Origin of the sequence: Pontibacter akesuensis (assembly GCF_001611675.1) — a bacterium.
GTDB classification, from domain to species: domain Bacteria; phylum Bacteroidota; class Bacteroidia; order Cytophagales; family Hymenobacteraceae; genus Pontibacter; species Pontibacter akesuensis.
In genome coordinates, this window is record NZ_CP014766.1 from 927605 (window position 1) to 944514 (window position 16910).

15 protein-coding genes are annotated in these 16910 nt (G+C 52.0%); 7 read left to right on the forward strand and 8 right to left on the reverse strand.

Translation table 11 applies throughout. From position 1 onward, the window contains the following. The first annotated feature begins 68 nt into the window (after window positions 1-68). Window positions 69-569: a GNAT family N-acetyltransferase gene (locus A0W33_RS03835; protein WP_068839913.1), complete on the forward strand. Its 501-nt coding sequence runs from the start codon at window positions 69-71 to the stop codon at window positions 567-569. Window positions 570-627: 58 nt separating this feature from the next. On the opposite strand, the gene A0W33_RS03840 is transcribed toward A0W33_RS03835, so the two are convergent. After that, entirely contained in the window at window positions 628-1851 is a 1224-nt protein-coding gene (locus A0W33_RS03840; protein ID WP_068836943.1) for a S8 family serine peptidase, read from the reverse strand. Window positions 1852-2262: 411 nt separating this feature from the next. On the opposite strand from A0W33_RS03840, the gene A0W33_RS03845 reads away from it, so the two are divergent. Beyond that, on the forward strand, window positions 2263-3030 hold the full coding sequence (locus tag A0W33_RS03845; RefSeq protein WP_068836944.1) for a peptidylprolyl isomerase: 768 nt from the start codon (window positions 2263-2265) through the stop codon (window positions 3028-3030). Window positions 3031-3398: 368 nt separating this feature from the next. On the opposite strand, the gene A0W33_RS03850 is transcribed toward A0W33_RS03845, so the two are convergent. From A0W33_RS03850 to A0W33_RS03860, 3 genes are all read right to left on the reverse strand, one after another. Continuing rightward, complete coding sequence (locus A0W33_RS03850; protein ID WP_068836945.1) at window positions 3399-5489, reverse strand: M13 family metallopeptidase; 2091 nt, start codon at window positions 5487-5489, stop codon at window positions 3399-3401. A 182-nt stretch (window positions 5490-5671) separates the two neighbouring features. Next, on the reverse strand, window positions 5672-6484 hold the full coding sequence (locus A0W33_RS03855) for a TIGR04283 family arsenosugar biosynthesis glycosyltransferase (RefSeq protein ID WP_082815116.1): 813 nt from the start codon (window positions 6482-6484) through the stop codon (window positions 5672-5674). A gap of 149 nt (window positions 6485-6633) precedes the next feature. Beyond that, window positions 6634-9099, reverse strand: a complete 2466-nt coding sequence (locus A0W33_RS03860) for a S9 family peptidase (RefSeq protein ID WP_068836946.1) — start codon at window positions 9097-9099, stop codon at window positions 6634-6636. A gap of 160 nt (window positions 9100-9259) precedes the next feature. Here A0W33_RS03860 and A0W33_RS03865 point away from each other — a divergent pair, with 160 nt between their 5' ends. From A0W33_RS03865 to A0W33_RS03880, 4 genes are all read left to right on the forward strand, one after another. Further along, window positions 9260-10069, forward strand: coding sequence for a hypothetical protein (locus A0W33_RS03865; protein ID WP_068836947.1), 810 nt, complete (start codon window positions 9260-9262; stop codon window positions 10067-10069). Between the two features lie 33 nt (window positions 10070-10102). After that, a complete protein-coding gene (locus A0W33_RS03870; protein ID WP_068836948.1) occupies window positions 10103-11659 on the forward strand; it encodes a M28 family metallopeptidase in 1557 nt (518 codons plus the stop codon). A 285-nt stretch (window positions 11660-11944) separates the two neighbouring features. Further along, on the forward strand, window positions 11945-12361 hold the full coding sequence (locus A0W33_RS03875) for a hypothetical protein (RefSeq protein ID WP_068836949.1): 417 nt from the start codon (window positions 11945-11947) through the stop codon (window positions 12359-12361). Between the two features lie 90 nt (window positions 12362-12451). Beyond that, on the forward strand, window positions 12452-12733 hold the full coding sequence (locus A0W33_RS03880; protein ID WP_068836950.1) for a (2Fe-2S) ferredoxin domain-containing protein: 282 nt from the start codon (window positions 12452-12454) through the stop codon (window positions 12731-12733). 74 nt (window positions 12734-12807) lie between these two features. Here the strand turns inward: A0W33_RS03880 and A0W33_RS03885 are convergent, their stop codons facing one another. Then, window positions 12808-13344: a ferritin gene (locus A0W33_RS03885; protein WP_068836951.1), complete on the reverse strand. Its 537-nt coding sequence runs from the start codon at window positions 13342-13344 to the stop codon at window positions 12808-12810. A 189-nt stretch (window positions 13345-13533) separates the two neighbouring features. Beyond that, a complete protein-coding gene (locus A0W33_RS03890; protein WP_068836952.1) occupies window positions 13534-13887 on the reverse strand; it encodes a hypothetical protein in 354 nt (117 codons plus the stop codon). A gap of 114 nt (window positions 13888-14001) precedes the next feature. Here A0W33_RS03890 and A0W33_RS03895 point away from each other — a divergent pair, with 114 nt between their 5' ends. Continuing rightward, on the forward strand, window positions 14002-14379 hold the full coding sequence (locus A0W33_RS03895; RefSeq protein WP_068836953.1) for a cupin domain-containing protein: 378 nt from the start codon (window positions 14002-14004) through the stop codon (window positions 14377-14379). A gap of 351 nt (window positions 14380-14730) precedes the next feature. On the opposite strand, the gene A0W33_RS03900 is transcribed toward A0W33_RS03895, so the two are convergent. Then, window positions 14731-15771, reverse strand: a complete 1041-nt coding sequence (locus A0W33_RS03900; RefSeq protein ID WP_068836954.1) for a hypothetical protein — start codon at window positions 15769-15771, stop codon at window positions 14731-14733. Between the two features lie 127 nt (window positions 15772-15898). Then, entirely contained in the window at window positions 15899-16642 is a 744-nt protein-coding gene (locus A0W33_RS03905; protein ID WP_068836955.1) for a LytR/AlgR family response regulator transcription factor, read from the reverse strand. Window positions 16643-16910 lie beyond the last annotated feature (268 nt).

Sequence of the window (16910 nt, forward strand, 5' to 3'; positions counted from 1 at the left end):
CGCATCTTAGCCGGTTGGGTTTTACTTCCACAGCCGCTATCTTGCGCCTGAAGCAACAGACCTTTGAAATGAACACAAACCACACCATTCGCCAAGCCAGTACAGAGGACATCCCGGCCATCAAAAGATTAGCCGACGAAACCTGGGAGCCAACGTACAAGAGCATTTTGTCTAAAGAGCAGATAGATTACATGTTTGAGGTGATCTACTCAGAAGCGGCGCTGGAAGCGCAAATGAAGGAGGGGCAGACGTTTTTGCTCCTGCTCGAGGAAGCGCAACCGGTGGGGTTTGCGGCCTATTCCGTAAAAGACGCGGAAGCAAGCGTATACAAGCTGAACAAGATTTACCTGCTCCCGCAGACCCAGGGGAAGGGCTATGGCAAAATTCTGCTGCAGGAGGTAGAGCAGCAGGCAAAGAAAGCCGGCGCTGCCATACTTGACCTGAACGTAAACCGCCACAACAACGCCAAGGCCTTTTACGAACGCGCCGGCTACCACGTGCACCAGCAGGAAGACATTGCCATCGGCCCCTACTGGATGAACGACTATGTGATGCGCAAGGCGCTCTAAAACAAAAAGAGGATGGCCAATGGCCATCCTCTAAATACTCACTTTAAACTTAAATTACTTATTTGTGCGCGATTGGGTCTGCGTTTCCATCAGGGTCACCATTCACGGTTCCGTCTGTATTGACGTTTCCTAACAACAGCAGGCCAGCTACGTGCGGCGAAGCCATCGACGTACCGCTGATCGTGTTGTAGCCACCGTCTTTCCAGGTAGAGTTGATACCAACACCAGGAGCGCAGAAATCTACCGGCGGGTTGCCGAAGTTAGAAAAAGAGGCGAATCTATCACCGCTATCCATGGCAGACACCGTGTAAACGTTAGCATGGTTTGCGCGGGCTGGCGATGAATTGTTCGCATCGGCACCATCGTTACCGGCAGCCAGGGCAAACTTGATTCCTTTACCGGCGGCGGCAACAACTGCATCATCCAGTGCCTGGGAAACAGGGCCTCCAAGGCTCATGTTGGCTACATCACCACTTTTTCCGTTGGCAGCCACATAGTCCACACCAGCGATAACGCCGGAATAAGAACCGCTACCGCGCGAGTCAAGTACTTTCACGCCTACTACCTTTGCGCCTGGCACTACGCCAATCACACCGATTTCATTGTCGATGGCGGCAATAGTACCTGCCACGTGCGAGCCGTGTCCGTTGCCGTCGTCAGCGCTTCCGGCATCTCTGCCGCTTGTGAACATAGTTACACTTCGGGCTACGTCAACGTTCAGGTCTGGGTGATCCAGGTCTACGCCAGTGTCAATTACCCAAGCTGTAGCCGAAGAGGCATTACCAGCTCCTCCGCCAACGCGAGAAATACCATAAGGAATTACTTCTGCAGCTCCTCCGGAACCACCGGAGCCAGGCTTGGCCAGCATCACAATGCGATCTGGCTCAATGTAGGCCACACGCGGATCACGGCGCAGTTTCTCTGCTTCTGTTGCAGACATTTTGGCGGCCACACCATACAACGCCTGGCCGTAGGCTTGCTCTATCTGCACGTTGCTGATGCCGTTGGCCTCCAGCACACTTTGCGTCAGGTTACGCACGGCCTCCAGGCGCTGCGCATACGTCTGAGTGCCACTTAGGCGCTCGTTACCATCTTTATTAAATACAACTATAAACTGCCCTTCAATAATAGCACCATTTTGACTCTCTGCCTGAACCGCAACCGGCTCGGCTATGTCTCCGGTTTCTTCGCTGCAAGCAGTGAATGTACAGGCTGATGTTGCTACGGCTGCGCCAAACAAAACTGAGCGCATCAGTTTTTTCAAGTGTAAACTGTTTTTCATAAACTAAATTTAATGGGGATTAAAGATTAATTATAGAAACATTTATTCTAATATATTGACTTACGATGTTATACGCAACTTTTATTTGTAAAAATTTCATACACCTCCTCCTGAAGTTGCGTGAGGCCGCATTTATACATTCTTTGTTATAACACTGCTATTGCACCTGCAGTACTGTTGCGCCTGTTTTCTCAGCAATACCAAATCAACTCGCTGTTGCTCCAAAGTAGTTGCCGCTGCTGTTGCACTTGTTTTAGTACGCGGTTGAAATCCAAAGGGACAATACAAAATGTGCATTATTAAAAATTTTATATTTAACACAATTTTGAACCGAAGTATTAACGCTCGCAGCATGGGTTAAAAAATAAAAAAAGAGTATATTTATTAACCCAGAGTTAAAATTGACCGAACATGAAAAAAACTTTTATATTACCATTGTGCCGCAGCATGTTACTGGTAGGCTGCCTGTTGCCCCTCACCAACTGTAACAACGGCGCTGAAAATGCGAACGGAGAGCAGACAGCAGCTTCAGCCGATGATGAGCAGACACTGGAGCCATTAACAGAGGAAAATGCGGTGGCCAAACTGAAGGCTTTCGGGCAAAACAACCAGGACAGCATCGCGGTGATCGGAACTCGTTATGGCGAAATAAAAGTGCGGCTTTACAAAGACACGCCTTTGCACCGCGCCAACTTTGTGCGGCTTGCCCGGTCCGGCTTCTACAACCAGGGGGAGTTTTACCGGGTAATAGAGGGCTTTGCCATACAGGGCGGTGACTCAGACGAGCGAACCATCAGCCAGGGATCTTATAAAATACCTCCCGAACATAACCCAAAGCACATCCACAAGCGTGGCGCACTCGCTATGGCGCGCTACGGCGACGACCGCAATCCGGACAAGGAGTCGTCTTCGCATAACTTCTACATCGTTACCGGCGAGTCGGTTTCGAGGGAAGAGTTGCTGGCGTTTGAGCAGAAACATGGTATAGACTATACCCCGGCACAAGAGCAAACGTATCTGGCTGTGGGCGGCGAGCCGGGGCTGGATACAGAGTATACTGTTTTCGGGGAGGTGCTGGAAGGCATGGATGTAGTAGAGAAAATTGAGAAGGAACCAGTGGATGCCTCAGACTGGCCCCGCCAGATCATTCCGCACACCATCAAGATTGTGGAGGAATAGAAGTATTTTATACTTACCAAGTGTAACTGGCGCAAGCGTCCGCTTGTGCCGACGTGCATAATAACCCAGACTGGTACCGCATTCACTATTGTCATTTCGAACGAAGAGAGAAATCTATCTGAAATTCTGAAAAGATCTCTCCTATCGTCGAGATGACAAATTAGGCGATTAAGCATTGCCTGAAGCCTTCAATCGGTCCGTTTGATTCTAAACTACTAAACTGTCACAAGGCACAAGCGGACGCTTGCGCCAGGTATTTATGATTTAAGAATCTATTAATAGAAACAGAAACGGCGCTGCTTAACTGCAGCGCCGTTTCTGTTTAACAAGCTATAGGTCTATAGAAGTATAAAACCTGCTTAAGCGTGTTACCAGATCTTAATTCTTTCCTGATCGCTGCGCACCATTGGGTCGCTTGGCTCACAGCCGAAAGCTTCGTAAAACTGCGGCATGTTTGCAAGTGGGCCGTTGGTACGGAAGCGGCCCGGCGAGTGCGGATCGGTTAAAATCTGCTGGTTCTGCGCCTCGTCACGCATGTTTACGCGCCAGATCTGGGCCCAGGCCAGGAAGAACCGCTGCTCTGGCGTCAGTCCTGCAATTTTTTCTGGGTTGTTGTTCTCCAGGGCCTTCTGCAGTGCGGTGTAGGCAATGTTCAGGCCTCCGATGTCGGCAATGTTCTCGCCCAACGTCAAGCGGCCGTTCACGTGCAGGTTATCGAGTACCGTGTACTGGTCGTACTGATCGGCTACGGCGCTGGCCCGGGCGTTGAATTTCTCCAGATCCGCCGTCGACCACCAATCCTTCAGGTTGCCCTGGTAATCATACTTGGCTCCCTGATCATCGAACCCGTGCGTCAGTTCATGCCCTATCACGGCACCCATTCCTCCGTAATTTACCGCATCATCGGCATTCGGATCGAAGAACGGCGGCTGCAGGATGCCAGCCGGGAACACGATCTCATTCATACTTGGGTTGTAGTAGGCATTCACCGTTGGCGGCGACATAAACCACTCCTCACGGTCTACCGGCTTTCCAATCTTCCCGATGTTGTCGCGGAAGGCAAACTGGCTCGCCCGCATCACGTTGGCGGCATAGGAGTCACGGCTAATATCAAGTCCCTTGTAATCCTCCCACTTATCCGGATAACCGATTTTAACGGCAAAAGCATCCAGTTTCTGCAGCGCGCGCTGCTTGGTTTCATCGCTCATCCACTCCAGGTCGCGCACATGCTCCTTAAAAGCCTCCTGCAGGTTGTTTACCATCGTGATGGCTTTCTGTTTGGCCTCCGGCGAGAATGTTTTTTCTACATACAACTGACCCAGGGCTTCACCCAAAGCGCTGTCGGTGGCACGAAGCACACGCTTCCAGCGGGGCTGCATCTCTTTGGCGCCGCTCAGCACTTTGCCATAGAAGTTGAAGTTCTCCTGCACAAAGTCCTGGCTTAGGTATGGGGCCATGGTACGGGCAAGGTGCCAGCGGGTATAGGTTTTCCAGTCTTCCACCGGTACGCTTTTCAGCATGGCGTTAAGCTCTTTAAAGAATGCCGGCTGCCCCACAATAATTTCCTTGGCCGCCGTAGCACCCATGTTGGTGAGCATCTGGCTTATCTTCAGGTTCGGGTTCTGCTTGGCAAACTCCTGAATAGTCATCTTGTTGTAGTTCGCGTAGGGGTCGCGCAGATCTACACGGGCTTTGGAGGCCTCCGCCAGCTTGGTTTCGATGCGCATCACCGTCTGGGCTTTTTTTTGGGCTGCGGCCGCGTCATCACCCAGCAACTGGAACGTATTGCGCAGGTGCTCCTGGTAAGCAGTTCGGATAGTTTTGGAGCGCTCGTCGTCTTTCAGGTAATAATCGCGGTCTGGCAGTCCGAGCCCTCCCTGGCCTGCCTGTAGCGCATACTGCGTGCTCACCTTATCATCCTGCGACACATACATGCTGAAGAAGCCACTAATTCCCTTGGTCTTCAGGTCGGCTACCGTCTTGATCAAATCATCGGTAGTTTTGATGCTTTTGATCTTGTCCAGCTCAGGCTGTATTGGTTTTATGCCAGCCTGGTTGGCGGCCACCGAGTCCATGCCCACCGCGTAGTAATCGCCTATTAACTGAGCCGCAGAGCCTTTCGGTGCCGTGGTGTTTGATGATGCCTCCAGCAGCAATTCGCGCAATACAGCGTTGTTTTTATCAGCTAGTTCGTTAAAAGAGCCCCACCGGCTTTCCGAGGCCGGGATCGGATTGTTTGCCAGCCAGCCGCCGTTGGCATACTGGTAGAAGTCTTCGCATGGGTTGGCGGTGGTATCAAGGTTTGCCAGGTCAATACCACGGCCCATATTCATGGCTGGCGCCTCGGTGGCGGGCGTGCCGGAAGTTACCGCCCCGTCGGTACCCGACGAGGAACTGCAACTCCCCAGCAGCAGGGCTGCGAAAACAGCCGGATAGGATAACAAATAATGCTTTTTCATAAGCTGCGATTAGTTTTAACATTTTAGAACAGATACTTCTGCATTTTTGCACTGCGCCTGCATCAGAAAAAATTTTCTGAACAGGCTCCTACATGGATACTAAATCTATTGGCTGAGGTTGCTTTCTGGCTCTGGAACATGCCCCTGACCAGATTTCGCCGACCCAGCTCCCACACACGATACTAGGATAGCAGCCACTTGTACACCTTCAGGAGGCGGCGCTGGCTTACGCCCGAGCGGTAAAGACCGTAGATCAGATAGTATACTGCCTGCAGTCGGAGGACACCATGCTCCTTATACTTGCGCGCCGAGGTAACCACCTGCTGCGGCAGCACCACAAAAGGGGCTACCCGGCGCAGGCGTCTGATGATCTCCTGATCCTCCAGCAAGGTGAGCCGCTCATCAAACCCACCGCACTGCAAAAATACCCCGCGCCGCACAAACAGGCTCTGGTCCCCGAAGCGGAGCGCATCCACATCGAATCTCGTGAACCAGGCATTTGCTCTCAGAAACCAATGCGGCAAGTCGAACTTCAGGCGGTAGCAGCCACTGCCATTCCCGTGTTGAACAGCTTGCCGCAACTGCAACTCAAAGCCTTCGGGCGGAAATGTATCAGCGTGCAGAAAGTACAGGATGTCGCCCGACGCGGCTGTGGCGCCTGCGTTCATCTGCGGGGCACGCCCCCGGGGCCTGCAGCGCAGCACCAGCGCGCCCATTTCCTCTGCGATGTGCGTGGTGGCGTCTGTGCTTCCTCCATCCGCCACAATAAGCTCTGTTTCAGGGCTCGTGTGTTGCCGCAAATAAGCCAGCAGTTTTCCGATAGCGGCTGCTTCGTTTAAAGTGGGTATGATGATGCTGAGCTTCACGTTTTCTGCGGATGAAAGTATGGCTACGTACGAGCGGGAGGTGTGCTTTAGTTGTTGGCCGAATGCACTTTGTTGCCGGTGGATGGATAACACCTCTGAAAGCAAAGTGGCATGCGTTATACTTCTCATCCTGGTAGCAACACATTAACAATTGGCACGCAGTTACAGGACAAAGCCCGCAAGTATAAAAACCAACCTGTTTATATTTCAGGTAGAAAGTATAAAAAAAGCCCCGGCTACTGTAGCAGCCGGGGCTTTTTGAAGTATGAATTAAGTATTTACTGTACCGGACGGTTCTTCACATACTTATCCAGCCACTGGTCCATCTCCCACAGCATGTGCAGCACCGACTCTTTGGCGCGGTAGCCGTGGCTTTCAGCCGGCAGAAACACCAGGCGGGCTGTGGCACCGTGGCCTTTCAAGGCGTTGTAAAAGCGCGCGCTCTGGATAGGGAAAGTGCCGGAGTTGTTGTCGGCCTCGCCGTGAATGAGCAGGATCGGCTCGTTCACTTTGTTCGCAAACGAGAACGGCGACATCTGGAAGTATACTTCCGGGGCATCCCAGTAGGTGCGCTCCTCTGCCTGGAAACCGAATGGCGTGAGTGTGCGGTTGTAGGCGCCGCTTCGGGCGATACCAGCGGCAAACAGGTCGGAGTGCGCCAGCAGGTTACCCGTCATGAAGGCACCGTAGGAATGGCCACCCACGGCCACGCGCTTCGGATCAACCACACCCATTTTCACCACCTCGTCGATGGCCGCTTTCGCGCTGGACACCAGCTGCTTTACATAGGTGTCGTTTGGCTGGGCATCGCCTTCGCCCACAATCGGAATGTCGGTTCTGTCAAGTATGGCGTAACCCTGCGTTACCCAGAACAGCGGTGAGCCCCAGCTGATGCGGGTAAACTCGTAGGGAGAACTTTTCACCTGGCCGGCAGAGGCGGCATCCTTAAACTCACGCGGGTACGCCCACAACAACATCGGAAGCGGTGCATCGCCTTTCTTGAAATCTTTCGGCAAGTACAAAATGGCCGTCAGGTTCACGCCATCCTCGCGCTTATACTGCAGCATCTGCTTTTGCACGCCCTCCAGTTGCGGGTTCGGGTGCGGGAACTTCGTGATCTGCGTCAGCTTCTTGTCGTCCATGTCGCGCACGAAGTAGTTCGGCGGGTCGTTCTCAGACTCTCTTCTGGTGATGATCTTTTTGTCCTTCAGGTCGATAATATCCACCGGGCGCTCGTAGTAGGGCGCCTCTGATCGCCAGAGAATATCCGCCTTCTTCGACTTCAGGTTGAACTCGCTCACGTACGGACGGTTTCCCTCCGGCGAGCCGCCTTCGGAAATCATGTAGATGTTCTGCTTCTTTTTATCCGTCAGCAAAACGCTGCGGCCATACTTATTCTTGGTGAAAACAGGTGAGCCCGGATCGGTATAGTTGTCCTCGTAAGAGCGCTCAATCAGCACCACGCCGGCTTTAGAAGGTTTGGTTGGGTCAATTAGTACGCTGCGCTCCATGCGGTTTTTCCACCAGCGCTCGTTCACAATGGCCATGTCATCGCCCCAGTTCATGCCACGGTAGCGGTACTTGGTAGCGGCAATCTGTGTTGGCTTCGCGTTGAAAGGGGCCTGCAACATGTACACGTGGTCGCGCACGGCAGCCTCTTTGTTCGCGTCTCCCTCGTCCTGTGCCTCGGCCCAATAAAGGGTGGCAGGCTCATCAGGGCGCCAGTTGTAGCCGCGAGGGCCTTTGGCTACGGCATCAAACGCAATCGGGATATCCTCGGCCAGCGGCAGTTGCGCCAGCTCCTTTACTTTCTGTCCGTTACGGTTCCATACTTCCACCTTGTAAGGGAAATTATAATGCGGCACCAGGTAAGAGTATGGCTTCTGGATGGTTTGCACCAACAGGTACTGCCCGTCCGGCGAAGTTTCCACGCCTTTTATGATACCTGCCTCCCCTATCGGCTGCTGCTTCCCATCCAGCGACACCAGCTTCAGCTGCGACTGCATGTAGTAATCAAACAGCTGCTCGTCGTAGCGGTTCTTCAGCAAATCCTGGTAGGTGCGCGATGGCTTTACCTTGCCCAGGTTCTGCTGTACCGTCGGGCCGGCAGGCGCAGTCGGCACTTTTGGCATCTCGCCACGCTTCTCATCCACAAACTTCACCACCAGCGTTTTGCTGTCGGCCAGCCACTCAAACGGGCTGCCGCTGTAGGCATCATTCAACACGGCATCGGTCAATTTCTTGGCTTGCCTGGTGCCCAGGTCCGCCATCCACAGCTCAATGCCGTTGGCCTTCGTGTTTGTGAAAGCGATGGATTTCTCGTCCGGCGACCAGGTGATGTTGGACAGCTGCGCGTTCTGTGGCAGCCCTTTGATCTGGAACTCCTCGCCATTGCTTACCTTTTTCAGGGTGAGCCCATTGTAATAGTAGCCACGGCTCTGCCCGTTGGTGGCCGGGTTAATGCGCAAACCAGCCAATCGGCTTTCCGGCGCCGACACCTCTTCTATACTTGGGTAGCCTGGGCTTTCGAGCAGCAGCATCCAATCACCTTTTGCGCTGATGCTAACCGATGGTGTGTTTGGTGCCTCGATAATGGACGCGATGGTTTCGGGCGGGCGCTGGTATCCTGTGTTGGTGTCCTGCCCTCCCTGTGCCAGGGCGACAGGCGCCGCGCCACCCAGGAGCAGCAGGCACAGCAGGCGCGAGGCCGCCCGTCGGGCTGATCTGTTTTTGATGATGTTCATACTTGGTGATTGAAGTTGTAGGTTAGTTTCTGGTAAGTATAGACTGAAGTTAAGCGGTATAGTTTAAATATATCCAGGATTAATAAATACTTCTAATCTTCTATATATTTTGTTATATTGACTGTAGATTCTAAACACACGCCTGCAAACCACCAACCATATGAAAAACAAATACTTTATACTAAGTGCATTCCTGCTCCTGGCGTTTCCTGCCCTATCCCAGACAAAGCATTACTCCAAGCTGGAGATTAAATCGAAAGAAGTGTTTGAAGTAGGCCCTGACAATATGCTGGTGGTGGATACGCTCATCATGCACGATAAGTCGACTATTAAATTCTCGCCCGAGACGTTGGGTATTCTGAAGGCGAAGGTGGTCAGCGTTGGCAAGAACTGTACGATATCATCCAGGGGCGAGAAAGGCGAAGACGCAAAAAGCGCCCTGCCAGACAAGCCTGACTTGCATGGCACACCAGGCCAGAACGGCGGAAACCTGCAACTCGACATGCACTTTGCCTCCTTGGGAAGCCTGACCATCGACTCGCGGGGCGGTAAAGGCGGCGATGGGTATGACGGGAAGAACGGGAAAAGAGGAACAGCTGACCAGATGAGCACGAAGTCTGAAAAATCTTCCGGCGGAAAAGCAATTAATGTACCCTACATGATACTTGGCGTACCCGGAACCAACGGTACGAATGCCACATCGGGCCGGAGTGGCGGTAACGGGGGCGACATACAGCTAACTTACTCCACCGCCGACTTTATCCCTATCTTCAATATTTTCGATAGCCCCAACCGCAACAACAGCATTTACATGCTTTACAGCGCCGGTGAGATGGGCCGCAACGGGAAACCGGGCAAGGGCGGCATCAACAGCTGGGATGGGGAACTGGTGCTGATAGACAAACAGACTGCCGTTGATGGCACGGTCAAACTCCTGAAGGAAGATGATGCCTCGGTGCGTGACAATTAAAGCTTAGCTACCTATCCTATTTCCTCATATCATATGAAAAAGAAACCGCTACTCGCCTTAGCCCTGATGCTGCAATTCGCCTTTGTGGCGCAGGCGCAGCAGGAACCTGTGGACCTGGACATGGTGCACCGCATCAAACAGGAAGGCCTGCAGAACTCGCAGGTCATGAAAACCGCTTTTTACCTGACGGACGTTTCGGGCCCGCGCCTTTCCGGCTCCCCCGGCCTGACGCGCGCCAACGAGTGGGCGGTAAAGCAACTCACCGGGTGGGGCCTGAAAAACGCGCATCAGGAGGAATGGGGCACGTTTGGCCGCGGCTGGGAGGTGGAGAAATCCTACATCGCCATGGCAGCCCCCTACTACCAGCAGCTGATAGCCACCCCTAAGGCCTGGACGCCGGGCACCAACGGCGAGGTGAAAGCCGAGGCCGTGCTGGTGAAACTGGAGAAGGAGGAGGACCTGCAGCAGTACAAAGGCAAACTGTCGGGCAAAATCATACTTACCCAGATCGACAACGAGGCCAAAACCACTTTCGCCGCTGATGCCAAACGCTATTCAGAGGAAGAACTGCACGAGATGGCCATGAGCCTGGAGGCGAGCAGAAGCCAGAGCAGCTGGACGCCCGAGCGCATAGCAGAGTACCGCGCCCGCATGGCGCTGCGCAACAAGGCCAATGAGTTCTTTAAGGAAGAAGGAGCCGCTGTTATACTTAGTACCCGCGGCGGTATGCACGGCACGCACTTTACGAGCAACGGCGCCCCTTACGCCCCCGATGCCAAGCCTGCGCTGCCGGAACTGGAAATGGGCCTGGAGGACTATAACCGCATTGTGCGCCTGCTGGAGGCCAAGCAGCCGGTGAAGCTGGAGGTGGAAACCAAAACCCGCTTCTTCGACAAGGACATGAAGGGATACAACGTAATCGCCGAGATTCCGGGTACGGACAAGAAATTGAAAGATGAGGTGGTGATGCTGGGTGGCCATATCGACTCCTGGCATGGCTCAACCGGCGCCACCGATAACGCCGCCGGTGTAGCGGTGATGATGGAAGCCGTACGTATTCTGCAGGCCATGGGCGTTAAACCAAAGCGCACTATCCGCATTGCCCTCTGGACGGGCGAAGAACAGGGCTTGCATGGCTCCCGGGGCTATGTAAAAAACCACTTTGGCGACCCTGCCACCATGAAGCTGACCAAAGAGCAGGAAAAGCTGTCGGCCTACTATAACCTGGACAACGGCACCGGCAAAATTCGGGGGATTTACCTGCAGGGCAACGATGCTGTACGCCCGATTATGGAGGCGTGGCTGGCACCTTTCCACGATTTGGGCGCCACTACGGTAACTATCCGAAACACGGGCGGTACTGACCACCTGGCGTTTGATGCCGTGGGACTGCCGGGCTTCCAGTTCATTCAGGATGAGATAGACTACGATACGCGCACCCACCACACCAACCAGGATTCCTACGACCGCCTGCAGGCCGACGACCTGCGCCAGGCAGCCACTATCGTGGCCTCGATGGTATACCACACCGCCATGCGCGACAAGAAACTGCCGCGCAAGCCGCTGCCAAAGCCGCGACAGACGTCTTAAGTATAACGGGCATAAAGAAAAGCCGAAGCGGCACAGCTGGAAGTATAACTCCTGGCTGTGCCGCTTCGGCTTTTCAGCTATAGTTAGGCGATTGAATGTCAATTTAAAAATAAAGCAGCAGCAGTTAAAATACCTAGCATCCTCATCCTCAATCACCTGCTAAATTCTTTTATCAAAATTAAACTAAATATATGAAACCTTAGATAAAGAAAAATCAAATACTGATAGAACTAACTCTTGAAAGGCATGGTTACACCTATACCTGCTGCAACACATGACACCCCAATGAGAGAATTCAAGAGTGCCACTGGCAAGACATACCTTACCATAAGCCACGACAAGAAGAATCGCTGGATCTACAACAACTGGACCGGCTACGTATCGACCGACAACGTGAAAGTGGGCAGTACCTCCTTCCTGGAAGTACTGCAGCAAACAGGTTGCGCTTTTACCTTGATCGATAACCGGGAATTGGTTGGCCCCTGGGACCAGTCGTTGGAGTGGATCAAGAATGAGTGGGTGCCGGCCGCCAAAAAGGTAGGGCTGCGGTTTTATGCTCATGTAGTGAACAAAGACACTTTCGCGGAGGCAGCAGCACTGCAGATGCAGGACTTTGTGAAAGGTGAGTTTGAGATGCGCGTGTTCTACAGTATGCCAGACGCACAGGAGTGGCTGCAACAGCAGATGAGTGTGCCCATATAAGGCCGAATCGATTCCTGCATTTCATCGCAAAACAGAATAAAATTCCCGCTATCTCAACTTCTCCCTCCCAATTGTCCGTACATTCGTTACATGAGCAAGAGTTTTAACATACCTGACAAGGTAATTTACGTGTGCACAGGCAGCAAATGCAAAAAGAAAGGCGGCAAGGATCTAAGCAAGCTTTTCAGGGGGATGATAAAGGAAATGGATATGAAGGGACAGGTGGAGGTCATTAAAACAGACTGTACTGACCGCTGCGATTTTGCCCCCGTGGTAAGCATGCAGCCCGACAATGCCTGGCTGCCCTACACCGACGAGCAAAAGGCAAAGCAGGCGTTCCAGGAGCACATCCTCAACAACACAGTGAAGTAGAAAGTATAAAAGAGTATAAAGCAAAGGGCCTCCGGAAATCATCCGGAGGCCCTTTGCTTTATACTTGCTGTAATTTAATCTTCGTAGGTATTCTCATACTTTATCTTCGGCACACGCTTGTCGATCTCGTAGCGTCCGGTTCCGTCTTCGCCAATCAGCTCGAACAGCTCCAGCGCACGGCGGGCCACATACTCCTCCTCTATCTGCTCCTTCAGGAACCACTGGATAAACGAGAACGTCACGTAGTCTTTCTCCTTCTGGCATCTGTCTGCGATGCGGTTAAACGATTGCGTCACGGCTATTTCCTGCTGCAGGGCCATTTCGAACACGTTACGGAAAGAATCATACTCTACCTGCACATCGCCTATAGCCGGAGAAACGGCACGGCCACCCATATCAGAAACGTACTTGAACAGGCGCAGCATGTGCTCCCGCTCCTCGTCAGACTGCTTTTTGAAGTAGCCGGCGCTAAAGTCGAAGCCATTGCGGTCGCACCAGCTGCTCATAGCCAGGTACATGGCCGATGCTTCGGCCTCCATCTTGATCTGCTCGTTCAGTGTTTGTTCTATTACCTCGGTAAGTGAGGTTCTAAGTCTTAGTAAGTCCTTCATGGTAATTCTTTTTGGTGATTTCGATCGCGCTGCTTTTAAAGAGGCGCTCCTTTTAGATACATCAAATTACGGCCTTTGGTTGTAGTATAGCAACACCGGGCACAAATTCGGAAGCAGTCTAAATAAAAAGAGCACAGCCGCTTAGCTGTGCTCTTTCAAGTATAAAGTTTTTCTAAATCTCTTTTTCTGCTACACTAACTCAGCATTCAAGCACTGGTGCAGCATGCTGTTCAACTCCATCATAAAGCGGGCCGAAGCGAGCAGTTCTTTCAGCGCGATCAGTTCTGTCAGGGTAAGCACAAAGCAGCGGTCGCAGCCGCAAACAGAAACGATCTCATAATCAGAGCAGCGGGCCGGGCTGTTTGCCATCGCCTGCAGGTCGATGCTATCCACCACACGCTTCAAGCGTAAAAAAGCCTCCACCTTCAATACCGTGGCATGGCCAGCAAATGATAAAATCAAACGGTTGCTGCGGTCGCACTGGTAAACGGCACCTGTCTCTGAAGTATAAATTTCTGCTGTTTGGATGGCTGTCTGCTTCATGTGGCGTATCTTAGCTGTAGTGGTTTAGACTACATTACAAAGCTAAGGACTATTTAGAATGAGTCCAAACAATTAGCAAAAGTTATTTAGAATTATTTTAGATAGACTACAAGTATGGAAAATCAAGCCTTGCAAAAAGTGGTTCTCGCCGATAAGTTCGACCAGATAAACGACCACTGGAACCCACGCATTGCCGGAGAACTGAACGGACAACAGGTAAAGCTGGCAAAATTCATGGGCCCGTTTGAGTGGCACCACCACGAGCACGAGGACGAGTTTTTTATGGTGGTAAAAGGCGAGTTTGAGATGCACCTGCGCGACAAAGTGATAACCCTTCTCCCGGGTGAGTTCCTGATCGTGCCGCGCGGCGTGGAGCACCGGCCGGTGGCCCATCAGGAAGCGGAAGTGCTGATGTTTGAGCCCGCCAGCACCGTTAACACAGGCAACCTGGAGCACAGCGAACGCACCCGAAAGGATTTGGAGCGGCTGTAGTTTTCGTTGTTTGTTAACCGTTGTTCGGGTAAGTATAGGCAGTTTTGGGTAGAGAGGCTGTAGAAGTTTGAGTTGTCTGCTGTGGAATTGTACCTTTGCGCCGGGGTAACCAATCCTAAACTTCCTCCTTTTTGTTATCCCGAGAGGATATTTTACGCCAGCATTACCTGTCATCTCGAATAAAATGAGAGACCTATCTGGGATTCTGAAAAGATCTCTCCTACCGTCGAGATGACAATTGTGCTGATGATAGTTGTGCTGACGACATTGCACTATAGCCATTCAGCATCTATCACTATATACTTTCCTACTAAGCAGCGAAAAACGAGCAACAAATGACGAGCAATGAACTTACGCCTGCTTCACCTTCGGGGCTTTGGTGAGGATGGTTTTGAGGTGCAGGCGCACCAGGTCGCCCATGTTCTGGCATTTCAGGAACTCATCCTGCTTGTGGTGCTTTGCCAGTTCCTGCTTTAGCTGCTCTATCTTTTCGGGTGTGGAGATAACGTCGTTGCGCATGCAGTCGATGAGGTCTTTGAGGCGGTAGCGGGCGGCGCGCAGGCGGCGGAACATCAGGGTGCGCTCTTCGTTCTGGTACTGCTTCACCACATCCGGCTTCAGCAGTTGCAGCACCAGTTCCACAATTACGTTGTTGTCTTTAAAGAACTGGGGCAGGTACATTGTTTTTTTGCCCTCATACGTCTGCTGGTCAAAGTCAATGGGCCGCACCCGGTACTGCTCATCCTCAAAATCCGGCGTAATATCTACCACATAGTTATAAGCACGCATATCGCCAAGCAGGCGCACAAAGCAGCGCTCGTTAAACTTAACAAACTCCTTTGCCAGGCGCACCTTGTTGGTGGTGGGCCTTTCCACAAAATCCTTAATAAACACATCCCCCGGAATGCCCGCAATGTGCTCTTCAATCAGCGAGTCGCCATCTACCAGGTAGTTGATACGGCTTGGCGAAAGAATGTGCTCCAGTTCCAGCCCATAAATGCGGGAGGCATCGGCGCGCTTCACGTAAAAGTAATCGTAGTTGTCGTTTAGCTGGTTCATGATCTGCACCCGGAACGGGTTGGAGTTGCCGAAGGTGCAGTAATCGATGCGCGACACGTAGAGGTGCTCCATCACTGTCATATCGCCGTCTGTTTTCAGCAGGGCATAGATCATAGTGAGCCCCTCTTTCAGCTCCTGCTGCATGTGCTGATCGTATATCACCGACTCCCACAGCGTATCATTGCTCTTCTTGTCGAAGTATGGGTAGGAATCAGAGTAGTGCAGCAGGTCCTCGTACAGCACCGGCAATTTGGTTTCGCGGTCGTAGTAGTGCAGGTACTTGCGCAACCGCTCCTGCACCGGGTAAAACAGCTTCTTTTTGGAGATGTACACTTATATAATTATGAATTAAAAATTATGAATGGCTGGTATTCTATACGGTTACTGAACATAGGGCACCTCCTACAATTTCCGCTTTTTAATTCATAATTAATAATTCCTCATTCACAATTGAAAGAAACTAACTTTCCAACAGGTTATTCTGGTTGAGCACCTGCAGCACGTCGTTTTTGTAGAAGCGGCCGATGGGAATTTCGGATTTCCCGATGTCTACGGCGGTGGCAGAGAAAGCCTGAATCTTATCGAGGGCGACGATAAAGGAGCGGTGGATGCGCAGGAACTTGTCAGTTGGCAGCTTCTCCTCCAGGAAAGATATTTTCTGGTACGAGATAATCTCCTTTGTCTCTGTCTTCACCCGAATGTAATCCTTCAGGCTCTCGATGTACAGAACATCAGAGAGCATCACCTTCACCATTTTCTTGTCTGATTTAAGGTAGATGAAGGCCTCTGCATAAGTTGCCGGCACAGCAGCGGGGGCCACAGGCGCAGCCTGCAAACCGGACTGCACAGGCTCAGGCGCCGACACTTTGGACACCGCTTTCAGGAAGCGCTCGAAGGCAATGGGCTTGAGCAGGTAATCTACCACATTCAATTCAAATCCCTCAACGGCATAATCGCGGTAGGCGGTGGTAAAGATTACCTTTGGCGGGTGCGCCAGCGACTTAAGAAAATCTATCCCGGTCAGTTTGGGCATCTGGATATCGAGGAACATCAGATCGATGTGCTCACTCTGCAGGCAGCTATAGGCCTCCACGGCGTTGTCGCAGCGGCACACCAGTTCCAGCGTATCCAGCCGCTGAATAAACGTCTCCAGCACATCCAGTGCCAGGGGCTCATCATCCACGATCATACAGCGTAATTTCATAGTTTTGTTTAGATGTTAGACGCTAGATATTAGCTTATAGATTTTCAGTTAATGTGGAACCCACCCCTGCCCCTCCAGGGAGGGGAATTTTCAACTTTAGTAAAGTAAGCCCCCTTGCGCAGGTTATCAAGTATGTTTCTTCCTGGTTCCCAGGTTGGCCACGAGATAGGCTCCTTTTAACTAACAAGTGCAATTGCTGAAATACTAATGCAGATGTAAAATCTCTCACCCTGGCCCTCTCCCCAAGGGGCAAGAGATTTTTTTATAC